Below are 14,364 nucleotides of genomic sequence, written 5' to 3' on the forward strand. Positions count from 1 at the left end.
GGGATCAGTTCCTTCCGGCCGGGGTGGCACGGCCGGGCGTCCGGCCGGTGGCGGCGCCGGAGGCGTCCCGCTTGCGCTGTTCCAGCAGGTGCAGGCGGATGACTTCGAGGCTGCGGGTGACGGCGCCGACCTCGTCGTGGTGGGTCGGGTAGAGGACGTTGCGGCGGTCGCCGTCGGCCAGGGCCTCCGCACGCCGGGCGAGGTCGCGCAGGGGCCGGACCACGATGACGTGCATCCAGCCGAGGCAGGCCGCGGCGCCCGTGAGGCCGAGCAGCCCGGCCAGGACGGTGCGGTTCTGCGCGGTGTACGCGGGGATCTCCAGGCCCTTGGCCGGCTGCCAGGTGACGACGGTCCAGTCCAGGGGCTGAGCCACGCCGCCGCCGGTCATCGGCGCCGCGGCGGCGACGGAGACGCCGCCGTCGCGGAGCAGGGCGCTCTTGGCGCGCGGGCTCTTCGCGTCCTTCTCGTTCGCGCCGCTGTTCTCGTTCGCGCCGTTCTTCTCGTTCGCGGCGCTCACCAGGGCGTCGAGCTTGGCGTCCGACAGCGATGCGAAGGCCAGGTAGCCGTTGTTGCCGCCGATCACCCGGTGACCTGCGTCGACGACGCGGACCTCGCCCAGGCCGGGCCGCTTGAGCATGGCGTTGAGGAAGTCGATGCGCAGCTCGCCGACCACGGCGGCGCCGACCAGGCCGGGTGCCTCGGCGTACTCGGTGATGACCGGCCGGTTGCCGCTGTCGACGAGGGTCACGGGCTGCTTCGAGGGGCCCTTGCCGGCGGGGTGGTGGGGCTTGCCGCCGGTGCGGGCCAGGACGGTGCCGTCTGCGTTCAGGACGTAGAGGGACTCGTAGCGTCCGTGCTGGTTCCGGGTGCGCTCCAGCAGCTTGGTCAGCTCGGCGGGGGTGGTCTTGTCGCCGATGACGGAGGCGACGGAGGTGAGGTCGGCGTGTCCTTCGTTGAGGGCGCGGCGTACCCGGTCGGCCAGGGTGTCGGTGCGTTCGCGCTGGTCGTCGACGATCGACTTGGGCACGGCTACGGAGGCCCCGGCGCGGTTGAGCGTCAGCAGGAGCGGCGCCGACCACACCAGGAGCAGGATCCCGCACACCGCGAGGAGGGCGCGGGTCCCGATCCGGGCGCGGCGTCCGCCGCGCGGGCCCTCGGTTTCCGCCGCGGGTTCGCCGAGGAGCTGGCGGCGCAGCCGGTCGAGTGCGGCGCCGATGCGGGCGGCCTCGCCGTACTTGGGCACGGTGACCGGGCGGTTCAGGTCGCCGCGGCCGATCCGGCGGCTCTCCAGGAACAGCCGGAGCAGCGGGCGCTGGACGGTGGTCACGAGCAGGGCCACGACCAGTGCCCCGACCACCAGCAGGGCGGCGGACGCGGCGATCCAGAAGAAGGAGTCGACGGCGGCGGAACGCTCCTCGGCGACGCCGACGAACGAGACGACGGTGAGGCCGAGGGCGGTCGCGTCGGTGCCCACACCGGGCTGCGAACCGGTGAGCTTCGCGTAGCCGGCCACGGAGCGGTGACCGTCCCGGGCGTCCCCGAGCAGGCTGCCGCTGACGCCGGCGAAGCCGCCGGAGCCGGGCTCCTTGGCCTGGAGGGGGTGCTGTTCGGCCTTCTGGGCGACGGTCTTCGCGAACTTCCCGAGCTGCTTCTTCTCCTGCCCGGAAGCACCGACGCCGTCGCTGCCGAGGACCTGGCCGGAGGAGTCGAGGACGGCGATGGCGCGGGACTTGCCCAGGCTGATGCCCGGGACCTTCAGGCTGCTGGAGGCGACCAGGAGCTGCTGGGGGTGGTCGGGCCAGGACAGCAGGGCGAGGGTGAGCAGGCGGGTCTCGCCGTTCTCCAGCCGGACCATGCGGGGGGCGAGGCCGGACTCCCCGCCCAGCGCGGTCAGGTCGAGGGCGGTCAGCGGGAGGTTCTCGCCGCGCTGTGCCTCCAGGCGGCCCGACTTGATCTCGATCACGGCCGTACCGCGCCACTTCTGGTAGACGCTGCCGAGCTTGTCGAGCACGGAGTCGGGCGAGACCGGTTCGCCGGAGCTGAACAGGGCGGCGGTCCTGCCGATGTCCGTGATGCTCTCGTCCAGGGAGGCGCGCAGGGCGATGGCGCCGTCCTCCGCGAAGTACTGCTGTGAGGTGAGGACGGCCGGCGCTACGGTCTCCTTGCCCACGTGGCCGAGTTGGAACGCGGTGAGGGCTGCGAGGGCCAGCAGCACGGCGGACAGGGCCGCGATGGGCGGACGGATGCCGCCGAGCAGCGACATGTCAGCCCGACGGCGGGTCCGGTGCCGCCGCTTCGATCGCGACGCGGCCAACGCGGGCTCCTCTTCGTTCTGCCCTGGAGCCGGTGCGGCCTGGGGAGTGTGATGATCTGGGCGTACGGGGCGCGCGGGGAGTGCCGCGAACGCCTCGGCGCGTCCCGTCAGCGCGGGCCGGTCCGCCGGCGGGTTCCGGACACGGGGGCGGGCGGCCCAGAACGAACAGCGGAGGGACGGGAAACGGAGTGCGCCACTCCGTTATTTTCGTATGACTATGAGCGCTCCACCGACCAGGCGAATAACGATTGCGGTTCTGTGCGGAGCCTTCGTCGCCTTTTGTGCTGTTTTGATGCTTTGGGCGGCGAGCCCGGAAAACGCACCGCCGGCCCGCCCGGCCGGCCCCGTTCCCCAGCGCTCCGCCGACACCGACCTGGAGCAGCGGATCGCCCGCTTCACCGCCGGCTTCGGCGAGCGCGGCGGGTACCGCACCCCCACGGACCAGGAACGACTGGCGTTCACCAGGGCGTTCGCCCACCTGCTCGACGGCGATCCGGAAGCGGCGCGGGCCGGCCTGTCCGAGATCGACTTCACCCTCCGCACCGTCACGGACGCCGCCACCGGACGCCGGTACGCCGAGGTGGCGGACGGGGTGAGTGAATCGGGCCACACCAGCCGCGGCTGGGGCCGGGTGTACGTCGACCTGGACCGGCCCGCACGGTGGTCGGTCCAGGTCCCCCACCCCGTCGCCGACGCCCGCACCGAACTCCTGGGGGCACGGGTGCTGCGCGGCGCACCCGGCGGGGTGCTCGTGCTCGCGGGGGCCCACCGCGATGCGGGCGAGGACGGGGCGGCGGACGTGGCACACCGCGCCGACTCGGTCTTCCACGGCGTGGTGGAGGAGCTGGCACGGAGGAACCTGCCGGGGGTCCAGCTGCACGGCTTCGCCGACGAGTCGTTCCAGGGGCGCGACGCGGTCGTCTCCACAGGAGCCGGCGACAGCGCCGTGGCGGACGCGGAACTGCTGACCGCCGCGCTGCGGCGCGACGGCCTGGAGGTCTGCACGGCGTACTCCGCACGCTGCAAGCTCGCCGGCCGGGAGAACGAACAGGGCAGGACCGCCGCCGACCGGCAGTCCCGCTTCCTTCACGTCGAGCTGAACAAGACGCTCCGCGGCGACGACCACGGCCTCGACCGGGCCGCGGCCGCGATCACCACCCTGACGGACCGCTGGTCCCGCCGGTGAGGGACGTCCGGCGGCTACGCCGGGGTCGTCGTGCGGTGGCGTCCCGCCGCGGCTGCCGCCAGGCGGCCGAGGGCCTCGTCGGCGGCGCAGGCGTACGCGCCCAGGGCGACGTGGCGGGCCACGATGCTGCGTTCGGCGCGCATCAGCCGCAGGCCCCTACGCAGTAGGAACGGCACGGACTTGCGGCCTTCCCGCAGGTCACGGGCCAGCCGGCGGCGGAAGGTCGTCGAGGGGCGCCCGCGCAGGCAGATGGCGTCCGCGAGGAGGCCGAGCTCCTGGCAGCGGGCGGCCACGTCGGCGGCGAAGATGCCCTCCGCGATGAACAGCGGGGTGCGGGCGATGTCGAGGCTCTCGGTGCCCGTGCGGGAGCTCGTCGCGATGTCGTAGACGGGGACGTCGGTCCGCCCCACCGCGCACAGTTCCACGATCGCGGCGACCGCCACGTCCGCGTCCCAGGACAGCGGGGAGTCCCAGTCGATGTCGGAGCTGCCCTCGACCAGCGGGAGGGTCGGGTCGTCAGCCTCCTTGTAGAAGTCGTCCAGGCGCAGCACCGGCAGCCCGGAACGGGCGGCCAACCGGGACTTGCCGGAGCCCGAAGGCCCGGTCAACAGGACGACACGCGTAGGCAAAGGAGAGGAAGAGCTCACGGGACACCAGTCTGAACCATTCCCCCGCGCAGGGGATGCCTCCGGTGGCCGGTTGGTATCCAGGATCACACCTCAACTACGCTGCGTGCGCACGCGACTACGACCTCAGGCGGGAATCCCAATGGCACGTCACGCAGCCCCCGGCAGCTCCACGCTCCGCTCCGCAGGCCTCACGCTCTCCATGGCCGGCGCGGCCCTGGCCATGGCCGCCGGTGGCGCCCAGGCCGGTGAGCTCTCGGTCCCGGCGGCCCTCGCCGGGGTCACCGACCCCCTCGCGAACCTCAAGGTGAACCCCCTCGCGCACACCGGCGTGGACCCGCTCGACAACGGAGTGGCCACCAAGGTCGCCGACTTCCCGGCGGTCGGCACCACCATGGTCACGGGGATCCTGACGCAGGGGCCCTCCATCGGCGAGCTGCCCGAGGCGACCGCGGCCTCGCTGCTCGGCCCGCTGCTGCCGCAGTAGCCGCGAGAGGGCACGAAGAGGCCCCGGCAGCGCGGGGGACGCTGCCGGGGCCGGTTTTCGCAGGGGGATCCCTTAGTACGAGGACCCGCCCGAGCCCAGCGAACCCGTGGGGTGCCAGACCGTCTTCGTCTCCAGGAACGCCGTCATGCGCGACGTGCCCGGGTCGGCGCTCCAGTCGTCCACAGGCTGTGGACGCAGGACGCGCTTGAGGTTGTCGGCCGCCGCGATCTCCAGCTCCTTGGCCAGCGCCGCATCGGCACCCGCCAGGTCGATCGCGTTGACGTCCTGGTGGGACGCCAGGTGCGGGCCCATCTCGCCGGCCTTGCCGGACAGGATGTTGACGACGCCGCCCGGCAGGTCGGAGGTGGCCAGCACCTCGCCCAGGGAGAGGGCCGGGAGCGGCGCCTTCTCGCTCGCGATCACGACCGCCGTGTTGCCCGTCGCGATCACGGGGGCGATCACGGAGATCAGGCCCAGGAAGGACGAGTCCTGCGGGGCCACGACCGTGACGACACCGGTCGGCTCCGGGGTGGAGAGGTTGAAGAACGGGCCCGCGACCGGGTTGGCCCCGCCCACGACCTGGCCGATCTTGTCGGTCCAGCCCGCGTACCAGACCCAGCGGTCGATGGCCGCGTCGACGACCGCGGCCGCCTTCGACTTCGACAGGCCCTCGGCCTCGCCGACCTCGCGGACGAACTGCTCGCGGCGGCCCTCCAGCATCTCGGCGATGCGGTAGAGGATCTGCCCGCGGTTGTACGCGGTGGCGCCCGACCAGCCGCCGAAGGCCTTGCGGGCCGCGACGACCGCGTCACGCGCGTCCTTGCGGGAGGACAGCGGGGCGTTGGCCAGCCACTTGCCCTTGGAGTCCTGCACCTCGTACACCCGGCCGCTCTCGGAACGGGGGAACTTGCCCCCGACGTACAGCTTGTAGGTCTTGAAAACGTTCAGACGGGTCGACGACTCAGACATCGAGGTAGCCCTCCAGGCCGTGGCGACCGCCCTCGCGGCCGAAGCCCGACTCCTTGTAGCCGCCGAAGGGCGAGGTCGGGTCGAACTTGTTGAACGTGTTGGCCCACACCACACCGGCACGGAGCTTGTTCGCGACCGCGAGGATGCGCGAGCCCTTCTCCGTCCAGATGCCGGCGGACAGGCCGTACTGGCTGTTGTTGGCCTTGGCGACGGCCTCGTCCGGCGTACGGAACGTCAGCACGGACAGCACCGGGCCGAAGATCTCGTCGCGGGCGACGGTGTGCGCCTGGGTGACGTTCGTGAAGAGCGTCGGGGCGAACCAGTACCCGGAGGACGGCAGCTCGCACGCCGGGGACCAGCGCTCGGCGCCCTCGGCCTCGCCGGTCTCCGCGAGCGCGGTGATCCGGGCCAGCTGCTCGGCGGAGTTGATCGCACCGATGTCGGTGTTCTTGTCCAGCGGGTCGCCCAGGCGCAGGGTGCTCAGGCGTCGCTTGAGGGAGTCCAGCAGCTCGTCGTGGATCGACTCCTGGACCAGCAGGCGCGAACCCGCGCAGCAGACCTGGCCCTGGTTGAAGAAGATGCCGCTGACGATGCCCTCGACGGCCTGGTCGATGGGGGCGTCGTCGAAGACGATGTTGGCGCCCTTGCCGCCCAGCTCCAGGGTGACCTTCTTGTCCGTACCGGCGATCTGGCGGGCGATGGCCTTGCCGACCGCGGTCGAGCCGGTGAAGGCGACCTTGTTGACGTCCGGGTGCTCGACGAGGGCCGCTCCCGCGTCGCCGTAACCCGTGAGGATGTTGACGACGCCCCTGGGCAGGCCCGCCTGGCGGCAGATGTCCGCGAAGAACAGGGCGGAGAGCGGGGTGGTCTCGGCGGGCTTGAGGACGACCGTGTTGCCGGCGGCGAGCGCCGGGGCGATCTTCCACGCCAGCATCAGCAGCGGGAAGTTCCACGGGATGACCTGGCCGGCGACGCCCAGCGGGCGCGGGTTCGGCCCGTAGCCGGCGTGGTCGAGCTTGTCGGCCCAGCCCGCGTAGTAGAAGAAGTGCGCGGCGACCAGCGGGAGGTCCGCGTCGCGGGTCTCCTTGATCGGCTTGCCGTTGTCCAGGGTCTCCAGGACGGCCAGCTCGCGGCTGCGCTCCTGGATGATCCGGGCGATGCGGAAGAGGTACTTCGCGCGCTCGGAGCCGGGCAGCGCGGACCAGGTCGCGAATGCCTTGCGGGCGGCCTTGACGGCGCGGTCGACGTCGGCGGCGCCGGCCTGGGCGACCTCGGAGAGGACCTCCTCGGACGACGGCGAGACGGTCTTGAAGACCTTGCCGTCGGCGGCGTCGGTGAACTCACCGTCGATGAAGAGCCCGTACGAGGGGGCGATGTCGACGACCGAGCGGGACTCGGGTGCCGGTGCGTACTCGAATGCAGATGCCATGGTGATCAGTCCACCGTCACGTAGTCGGGACCGGAGTAACGGCCGGTGCTCAGCTTCTGGCGCTGCATCAACAGGTCGTTGAGCAGGCTGGAGGCGCCGAAGCGGAACCAGTGGTTGGTCAGCCAGTCCTCGCCCACGGTCTCGTTGACCAGGACGAGGAACTTGATGGCGTCCTTGGTGGTCCGGATGCCGCCGGCCGGCTTCACGCCGATCTGGATTCCAGTCTGCGCCTTGAAATCGCGGACGGCCTCGAGCATCAGCAGCGTGTTGGCGGGGGTGGCGTTGACGCCGACCTTGCCGGTGGAGGTCTTGATGAAGTCGGCGCCCGCGAGCATGCCGATCCAGGAGGCCCGGCGGATGTTGTCGTACGTCGACAGCTCGCCGGTCTCGAAGATGACCTTGAGGCGGGCGGTGCTGCCGTCGGGGCGTACGCACGCCTCCTTGACCGCCTTGATCAGCTCGTACGTCTCCAGGTAGCGGCCGGCGAGGAAGGCGCCACGGTCGATGACCATGTCGATCTCGTCGGCGCCGGCGGCGACGGCGTCACGGGTGTCCGCGAGCTTGACGGGCAGCGCGGCGCGGCCGGCCGGGAAGGCCGTCGCGACGGAGGCCACCTTGACGTCGGCGCCGTTCAGGGCGGCCTTGGCGGTGGCCACCATGTCGGGGTAGACGCAGACCGCGGCGGTCATGGGCGTCGTACGGTCGGTCGGATCGGGATTGGCGGCCTTGGCGGAGAGCGCTCGGACCTTGCCCGGGGTGTCCGCACCCTCAAGCGTGGTCAGGTCGATCATCGAAATGGCCAGGTCAATGGCGTACGCCTTGGCCGTGGTCTTGATCGAACGGGTACCGAGCGCGGCCGCGCGGGCCTCCAGGCCGACGGCGTCTACGCCGGGCAGCCCGTGCAGGAAGCGGCGCAGCGCGCTGTCGGACGTCGTCACGTCAGCGAATGCGGAGAGGGTGGTGGGCATGGTCACAAGATGAGCATATCTACGCGCGTAGCGACCTGTCACCCCCCGCGGCCGCACATCTGTGCGGGCTTGGCCACATCCGGGCGCGGCAGGGGTCGGGCCGGGTCCGCGCCTGCGGACCGCTGACCTCCGCTTTTCTTGTTACGCGGCGAAGACAGGAACCTCATCACCCGGTCGAACAAGATCCGTAAATTTCTCTTCAGCAGCCCGCCAGACCTCACCGGATGAAAGCTTCGGCAGAGAACCCGTAGAGAAAAGGGGCATGCGACTCTCCCACCTTCCGCGCGACAATGCTTCCTGGAGTCGTTATGCGTACCGCCCTCCGCACCTCGATCGTCACCGCCGCCCTCGCCGGGGCCCTGCTCGCGCCGGCCGCGACGGCACTCGCCGCGCCCGCCCCGCAGCCCGTGCCGTCGACCCGGGCGGTCGCGTCCTCGGACGACGACGGCCGCTACGAGGGCCGGCCGGTCTACGTCGGCAACGGGATGGTCGCGGTGCTGCGCAACGGGGCCGAGGGCCCGGAGGCCTGGATCCGCTACGTCGGCGACCAGTGGAAGCCGGGCGAGGACTACATGCTCCACGTCGTGGGCCTGGTCACCCGCGGGCAGACGACCGCCGAGGCGTACGGGGCGTCCTTCGAGCTCACCAAGGCGGAGACGACCGCCCCGGTGCTCGTCGTCACCACGAAGGGCGCCGCCAAGTCCTACCCGCTGCCCGCGGGCAAGGCCGGCCAGGTCTGCTCGGCCGAGAAGGCGCAGGACATCGGCGCCGGCGTGACCGCCAAGCTGTTCATGTCCTCCGACGGCCCGCGGGCCGAGCTGTGGGTCGCCGGCGAGGACACCGCCTGGCGGCTCCTGGACCGCGGCTACCCCGCACTGCCCGAGTCGGCCGGCATCATCGCCCGCATCGTGAACCCGAGCGGCGCCGCGCCCGGCTTCGAGTGGAAGACCCAGGGCGGTGGCACCCCGCTCGGCCGGACCTCCTTCCCGGCGCTGCCCAAGGGCTGCAAGCTGAACCACAAGGTCACCGAGGACCAGGCCGCCGACAAGCCCGCGCCGAAGCCCGAGCCGACCGTGACGGTCAAGCCGGTTGCCGACGTGAAGCCGCAGGGCGGGGCGCAGACCGTGGTCGTGCCCAAGGGGGGCGTGGCCGCCGGGGCCGAGCTCGCCGCGGAGGACACCGACGACAGCACCACCGTGGCCGCCGGCGCGGGTCTCGTCGCGATCTTCGGCGGGCTCGGTGCGGCCCTGATGGCCCGCGCCCGCCGCGCCGGCCGCAGCCGGGGCTGACCTTCCCTTCCCGACCCGCGCCCTCCCGTCCCTGCCTCCGGCGGGCCACCCTCCGCGGTGGCCCGCCGGGCCCGTTTCCCCGGAGCATCCCCATGGCCCGCCGCCTCCGTACCCCGCTCGCCGCCACCCTCCTCGGCCCGCTCGCCCTCGCCGCCCTGACCGGCTGCGGCGGAGCACCGGCCGCGCCGACGCCCCCGCCGCACATCGCCGCGGCCACCGCGCCCGCGCCGGCCGCGGCCCCGTCCGCTCCGGCGGCGGCTGCGCCCGTCGCCCCGCTGCCCGCCTCGGAGCCCGTAGGGGTACGGATTCCCGCGGCCGGGGTGGACGCGGGCCCGCTGCTGGCACTGGGCCTGGCCGCCGACGGGACCGTCGAGGTGCCCTCCGTCGCGGACGGGGACCGGATCGGCTGGTACACCAAGGCCGTCACCCCGGGCGAGACCGGCCCGGCCGTCCTGATCGGGCACTTCGACACCGCACGCGGCCCGGCCGTCCTGCGCAACGTGTCGAAGATCCGCACCGGCGACGGGATCACCGTCTCCCGGGCGGACGGCACCACCGCCGTCTTCCGGGTGCGCGAGCTGGAACAGGTCGACAAGAAGAGCTTCCCGACCGCCAAGGTGTACGGGAACACCGCGCGCCCCGAGCTGCGGCTGATCACCTGCGGCGGCGAGATCACCGACGGCCACCGCCCCGACAACATCATCGTGTACGCCGATCTCGTGGGCTGAGACGGCTTGAGGCAGAATCGGGCGCATGAGCAGCCAGCAGCCCACTGACGAACCGGTGTACGACGACCGGGTCTACCGCTCCCCCATGGCCGTCGTCACCGGCGTTCTGCTGCTCGCGCTCATCGCGTGGCTCTGCGGGGACGCCATCGTGCGGGGCTCGGGGAACGCCCGGTGGTTCGCCGCGGCGATCGCCCTGCTGGCCGTACCGCTCACCGTGGCCTTCACCATCCGCCCGGCCGTCTTCGCCAACGACGACCGGATGCGCGTGCGGAACCCGTTCCGGATCATCGAGCTGCCGTGGGCCGCCGTGGACGCGGTACGTGCCGGGTACTCGGCGGAGGTGCTGGCCGAGGGGTCGAAGTACCAGCTGTGGTCCGTCCCGGTCTCGCTGCGCGAGCGGAAGAAGGCGAGCCGGCAGCAGTTCAGCCGTCGCGGCGGGGTCGCCGGCAAGGGACTCGCCTCGCCCGAGGGCGGCGAGCCGGCCGCCGCCGTCGAACCGCAGCGGGCCCACGCGGACCAGGTGGTGGACGAGCTGCGGGAGCTGGCCGAGCGCGGCGCCTCGCGGGCGGGCGCCCAGGGCAGCGTGCGCGTGCGGTGGTCGTACGAGGTGATCGCGCCCGCCGTCGCGGGCGCGGTGTTCCTGATCGTCCTCTTCGCCATCCGCTGACGGCGGCCCCGGCCGCTAAGCGCGGGGGATGCCGAGGCCGGCGAGGGCCGCGGCCAGTGCGCGGCCGCAGAACCCGGCCACGACCGTGTGCAGCGGCCGTCGTCCGCCGCCGCTGCTCGCTGCTGTGGGTCGTTCGGGGCTGCGTCGTGCGGGCATGGCTGTTCTCCTTCGGCTGCCACCGGTGGGCCGCGCCCACTGTGCGGGTCCGCAGCGGCGGCAGGGGCGGGTGCGTCGCCGACCCGCCGCGGTTTCATCCGATCGGATCGTCATATGCCTCCCGCTCGCCGGATCCGACCGGAACCGCAGCCACCGGGCGCTGCGTCCTCGCAGGTGTGCAGCGCAATGAGGTCGGCCGCAGTGCCGCCACCGCCATTCACCTCCGGCTCCGGCTCCTGGGCGGGGGGATGCTGGTCGCACATCTCCTCCTCGTCGGCTGGCTGACCCTGCGGCCCCTGGACGTGCCCTGGGCGGCCGCCGCCAATCTGACCCCGCTGGAGGGGATCCGGGCGGACCTCTCGTACGGGCCGCTCGAGGCGGCCCGGCGGATCGGGGAGGGGCTGGCGCTGCTCGCCCCGCTCGGGGTGCTGCTGCCGCTCGTCAACGGGAACCTCGCGCCGTCGCCGCTGGCCGCGTGGTCCTCGCTGGGCCGGACCGCCGCCGCGGGTGCGCTGGTCTCGCTCAGCATCGAGATGCTCCAGAGCGGGGTGCCGGGGCAGGTGGTGGACGTGGACTCGGTCCTGCTGAACGGCCTCGGCGTGGTGCTCGCGCACGCGGCCGTCGTACCGGCGCTGCGTGCGCGGCTGCGGCGCTCACGGCGGTCGCAGCGCTCCTCTCAGGGGTCCACCCCGAGAATTCCCAGGGTCGGCCTCGGTCCGTGGACCGACGTTCTGTCGGCAGTGCCGCGGGAGTATTGAGGTATCGCGGGAGCCCGCCGATTACCGATTTGGCGGCCCGCAGAGCCCACAGAGGAGAACTCATGAGCGCCATTGCCCGCCCCCGTGACGGCCGCTGGATCGGCGGCGTCTGCGCCGGACTGGCGCGCCGCTTCGGAATTTCCGCGAATACGATGCGCCTGATATTCGTCGTCTCGTGCCTGCTGCCCGGACCGCAGTTCCTGATCTACCTGGCGCTGTGGGTGCTCCTGCCGAACGAGAAGTCCGCCTCCAACGCCTGGTAGCGCGTCGCGCGTCCGGGGCGGCTCAGCCCGCGCTGCGGACCTTCTCGAGCTGCTTGTCCGCCACCTCGTGCGGGACCTGCGCCTTCTGCTGGGCCGCTGCCGCCGCCACGTTGAGGGCCATCAGCCGCACGATGGTGGCGCCTTGGCGTACGACGACCACGTGGACCTGCGCGGAAACGCCCTGGGCCGCCGCGGTCGTGGTCCAGCTGACGCTCTCGTCGCCGGCCGTCTTGTACTCGGCCGACCGCACGTCGCGGTAGCTGCCGCTCTGCTTGTCGACGGTGGCGGAGAAGCCCGTACCGCAGGCGGCGACCGCGTCCCTCAGCCGGGCGATCAGCGTCTTGGCGTCGCTCTCGGCGTAGGAGCTGACGGAGGCGGAGACGGCCAGTCCGACCTGCTTCTGGGAGCCGACGCCGCGGTTGACGGTCTCGCGGGCGGCCGGGTCGGGCTTGTCGCCCATGATGTCGGCCAGGGGCTGGCAGGCCTTGCGGTCGGCCTGCGGCTGGCCGTCGGGGGCGTTCGGGTTCTTGCCCTGCGCGGAGACCTGGTAGCCGGGCAGATCGCCCTGTTCGAGCGCGGAGCGCTCCAGCTTGCTCGCCCCGGCCTTCGGCGCGGCCGAGCCGCTCGGGGCGCCGCCCGCGGATGCGGCGGGAGAGTCGGTGGCGGCGGAGCCCTTCGGGTCGGGCGCCTTGCCGGCCGCGGGGGCCCCCTTGCTGCTGCATCCCGCGGTTCCCAGGAGGAGGGCGGGGAGCAGGGCGGCGGTGGCCGCTCCGACCGTGACTCGTGCGTTCAAGCGCATGACCGATGACCTCATACCCAGTGCGTCGGCGGGCAGTTGGTGGTGATCGTGGCACACCGCACGACGTGGCACACACCTAACCGAACCGGCGTGCGCCACGTGCGTGCGTGTACGAAAAATCCGCGGACGGATCCGTGTGCGGATCCGGCGGGGATCAGCCGCCGAGCGCGCCACCGACGGGCAGGCCGCCGAGCGTGGGGCCGACCGCGTCGGTGAGCTGGTTGAGGGGGCTGGCCACGTCGCTCTGCTGGCCGTCCTCGGGGGTGACCTTCTGCTGACTCGTGAGCCCCTGGGTGGCGCCGGTGACGGTGCCCAGCGCGTCGGAGAGGCCGATCGCGGGCACGGCGGCCGACGCGGAACCCGCGGCGGCGGCGACGAAGACGGCACCGAGGGCGGCGGCACCGAGAGTCTTGGCAGCTGACTTCTTCATGAAGATTTAGTCCTTGCGACGGGGAATTGAGCGGCTCCGCAAACTAGTCACTTCAAACCCCCGGCCGCAAACATACGTAAATATGAGAAAGCGCCCGGGAATTGTTCTCCTCGGGCGCTTTCCTTGCGTCAGGCCGTGGCCTAGGCCGAGACGGAACCGCTGGTCGAAGCGGTCTGCTGGAACAGCCATTCCGACTTCAGCTCCGCATAACCGGGCTTGATGACCTCGTTGATCATGGCCAGTCGTTCATCGAAAGGAATGAACGCGGACTTCATTGCATTGACGGTGAACCACTGCATGTCGTCGAGCGTGTAGCCGAAGGTGTCGACCAGGTGCTCGAACTCGCGGCTCATGCTGGTGCCGCTCATCAGCCGGTTGTCGGTGTTGACCGTCAGGCGGAAGTGCAGCTTGCGCAGCAGGCCGATCGGGTGCTCGGCGTACGAGGCGGCCGCGGCGGTCTGCAGGTTCGAGGTGGGGCACATCTCCAGGGGGATGCGCTTGTCCCGGACGTACGAGGCCAGCCGGCCCAGCTTCACGGAGCCGTCGGCGGCGACCTCGATGTCGTCGATGATCTTCACGCCGTGGCCCAGGCGGTCGGCGCCGCACCACTGCAGGGCCTGCCAGATCGACGGCAGACCGAAGGCCTCGCCCGCGTGGATGGTGAAGTGGTTGTTCTCGCGCTTGAGGTACTCGAACGCGTCGAGGTGGCGGGTGGGAGGGAACCCGGCCTCGGCGCCGGCGATGTCGAAGCCGACCACGCCGTTGTCGCGGTAACGGTTCGCCAGCTCGGCGATCTCCAGGGCGCGGGCGGCGTGGCGCATCGCGGTGAGCAGCGCGCCGACGCGGATGCGGTGGCCGCCGGCCTTCGCGCGCCGCTCGCCCTCGCGGAAGCCGTCGTTGACGGCCTCGACGACCTCTTCGAGGGTCAGGCCGGCTTCCAGGTGCTGCTCGGGGGCGTAGCGGATCTCGGCGTACACGACGCCGTCCTCGGCCAGGTCCTCGGCGCACTCGGCGGCGACGCGGAACAGCGCCGCCTTCGTCTGCATGACGGCGCACGTGTGCGCGAACGTCTCCAGGTAGCGGGGCAGGGAGCCGGAGTCGGCGGCTTCGCGGAACCAGATGCCGAGCTTGTCGGCGTCCGTCTCGGGAAGGCTCTCGTAGCCGGCCTCCTGGGCCAGCTCGATGATGGTCCCGGGGCGCAGGCCTCCGTCGAGGTGGTCGTGGAGCAGCACCTTCGGGGAGCGGCGGATCTGATCCGGGGTCGGCAGGTTGGGGGTCTCGCTCGTCATCCGGGC

Annotated in this window: 16 protein-coding genes; 7 read left to right on the forward strand and 9 right to left on the reverse strand. The window is 72.1% G+C overall.

Annotation, left to right across the window (positions count from 1 at the left end; translation table 11 throughout):
* Positions 1-4: 4 nt before the first annotated feature.
* Positions 5-2,263 (reverse strand): HAMP domain-containing protein, encoded by a 2,259-nt coding sequence (locus tag ACZ49B_RS06575; protein WP_468301567.1) that lies wholly within the window; start codon positions 2,261-2,263, stop codon positions 5-7.
* A 343-nt stretch (positions 2,264-2,606) separates the two neighbouring features.
* Between ACZ49B_RS06575 and ACZ49B_RS06580 the strand changes: the two genes are divergently transcribed.
* The gene (locus ACZ49B_RS06580; RefSeq protein WP_468301071.1) at positions 2,607-3,500 is read left to right on the forward strand and encodes a hypothetical protein; all 894 of its coding nucleotides are present in this window, start codon (positions 2,607-2,609) and stop codon (positions 3,498-3,500) included.
* 14 nt (positions 3,501-3,514) lie between these two features.
* On the opposite strand, the gene ACZ49B_RS06585 is transcribed toward ACZ49B_RS06580, so the two are convergent.
* A complete protein-coding gene (locus ACZ49B_RS06585; protein ID WP_468301570.1) occupies positions 3,515-4,213 on the reverse strand; it encodes a uridine kinase family protein in 699 nt (232 codons plus the stop codon).
* 55 nt (positions 4,214-4,268) lie between these two features.
* On the opposite strand from ACZ49B_RS06585, the gene ACZ49B_RS06590 reads away from it, so the two are divergent.
* Positions 4,269-4,613, forward strand: a complete 345-nt coding sequence (locus ACZ49B_RS06590; protein ID WP_468301074.1) for a hypothetical protein — start codon at positions 4,269-4,271, stop codon at positions 4,611-4,613.
* A 72-nt stretch (positions 4,614-4,685) separates the two neighbouring features.
* Here ACZ49B_RS06590 and ACZ49B_RS06595 read toward each other — a convergent pair whose 3' ends face one another.
* From ACZ49B_RS06595 to deoC, 3 genes are read right to left on the reverse strand one after another with little or no spacing between them, the layout of a single operon-like run.
* Complete coding sequence (locus tag ACZ49B_RS06595; protein ID WP_468301076.1) at positions 4,686-5,582, reverse strand: aldehyde dehydrogenase family protein; 897 nt, start codon at positions 5,580-5,582, stop codon at positions 4,686-4,688.
* The gene (locus ACZ49B_RS06600; protein ID WP_468301079.1) at positions 5,575-7,011 is read right to left on the reverse strand and encodes an aldehyde dehydrogenase family protein; all 1,437 of its coding nucleotides are present in this window, start codon (positions 7,009-7,011) and stop codon (positions 5,575-5,577) included. The genes ACZ49B_RS06595 and ACZ49B_RS06600 overlap by 8 nt, the downstream gene beginning before the upstream one ends.
* Before the next feature lie 5 nt (positions 7,012-7,016).
* A complete protein-coding gene (deoC, locus tag ACZ49B_RS06605; protein ID WP_468301082.1) occupies positions 7,017-7,979 on the reverse strand; it encodes a deoxyribose-phosphate aldolase in 963 nt (320 codons plus the stop codon).
* A 308-nt stretch (positions 7,980-8,287) separates the two neighbouring features.
* Between deoC and ACZ49B_RS06610 the strand changes: the two genes are divergently transcribed.
* The 3 genes from ACZ49B_RS06610 to ACZ49B_RS06620 all read left to right on the forward strand — a co-directional run bounded on the left by ACZ49B_RS06610 (position 8,288) and on the right by ACZ49B_RS06620 (position 10,663).
* A complete protein-coding gene (locus ACZ49B_RS06610) occupies positions 8,288-9,268 on the forward strand; it encodes a hypothetical protein (protein WP_468301084.1) in 981 nt (326 codons plus the stop codon).
* A 92-nt stretch (positions 9,269-9,360) separates the two neighbouring features.
* Entirely contained in the window at positions 9,361-9,996 is a 636-nt protein-coding gene (locus ACZ49B_RS06615; protein WP_468301086.1) for a class F sortase, read from the forward strand.
* A 25-nt stretch (positions 9,997-10,021) separates the two neighbouring features.
* Entirely contained in the window at positions 10,022-10,663 is a 642-nt protein-coding gene (locus tag ACZ49B_RS06620; protein WP_468301089.1) for a PH domain-containing protein, read from the forward strand.
* Positions 10,664-10,678: 15 nt separating this feature from the next.
* Here ACZ49B_RS06620 and ACZ49B_RS06625 read toward each other — a convergent pair whose 3' ends face one another.
* Complete coding sequence (locus ACZ49B_RS06625; protein WP_468301092.1) at positions 10,679-10,819, reverse strand: hypothetical protein; 141 nt, start codon at positions 10,817-10,819, stop codon at positions 10,679-10,681.
* A 176-nt stretch (positions 10,820-10,995) separates the two neighbouring features.
* Here ACZ49B_RS06625 and ACZ49B_RS06630 point away from each other — a divergent pair, with 176 nt between their 5' ends.
* Positions 10,996-11,577, forward strand: coding sequence for a VanZ family protein (locus ACZ49B_RS06630; RefSeq protein ID WP_468301094.1), 582 nt, complete (start codon positions 10,996-10,998; stop codon positions 11,575-11,577).
* Between the two features lie 62 nt (positions 11,578-11,639).
* The gene (locus ACZ49B_RS06635; RefSeq protein WP_266664468.1) at positions 11,640-11,840 is read left to right on the forward strand and encodes a PspC domain-containing protein; all 201 of its coding nucleotides are present in this window, start codon (positions 11,640-11,642) and stop codon (positions 11,838-11,840) included.
* Between the two features lie 22 nt (positions 11,841-11,862).
* Here ACZ49B_RS06635 and ACZ49B_RS06640 read toward each other — a convergent pair whose 3' ends face one another.
* The 3 genes from ACZ49B_RS06640 to ACZ49B_RS06650 all read right to left on the reverse strand — a co-directional run bounded on the left by ACZ49B_RS06640 (position 11,863) and on the right by ACZ49B_RS06650 (position 14,358).
* Entirely contained in the window at positions 11,863-12,639 is a 777-nt protein-coding gene (locus ACZ49B_RS06640; protein ID WP_468301097.1) for a hypothetical protein, read from the reverse strand.
* 154 nt (positions 12,640-12,793) lie between these two features.
* Positions 12,794-13,069 carry a hypothetical protein gene (locus ACZ49B_RS06645; protein ID WP_468301100.1) on the reverse strand — a complete coding sequence of 92 codons (276 nt, stop codon included), beginning with the start codon at positions 13,067-13,069 and terminating at the stop codon, positions 12,794-12,796.
* Between the two features lie 140 nt (positions 13,070-13,209).
* Positions 13,210-14,358: an adenosine deaminase gene (locus ACZ49B_RS06650; protein WP_468301102.1), complete on the reverse strand. Its 1,149-nt coding sequence runs from the start codon at positions 14,356-14,358 to the stop codon at positions 13,210-13,212.
* Positions 14,359-14,364: the final 6 nt, after the last annotated feature.

It is taken from the genome of Streptomyces sp. NPDC031132 (assembly GCF_055570595.1).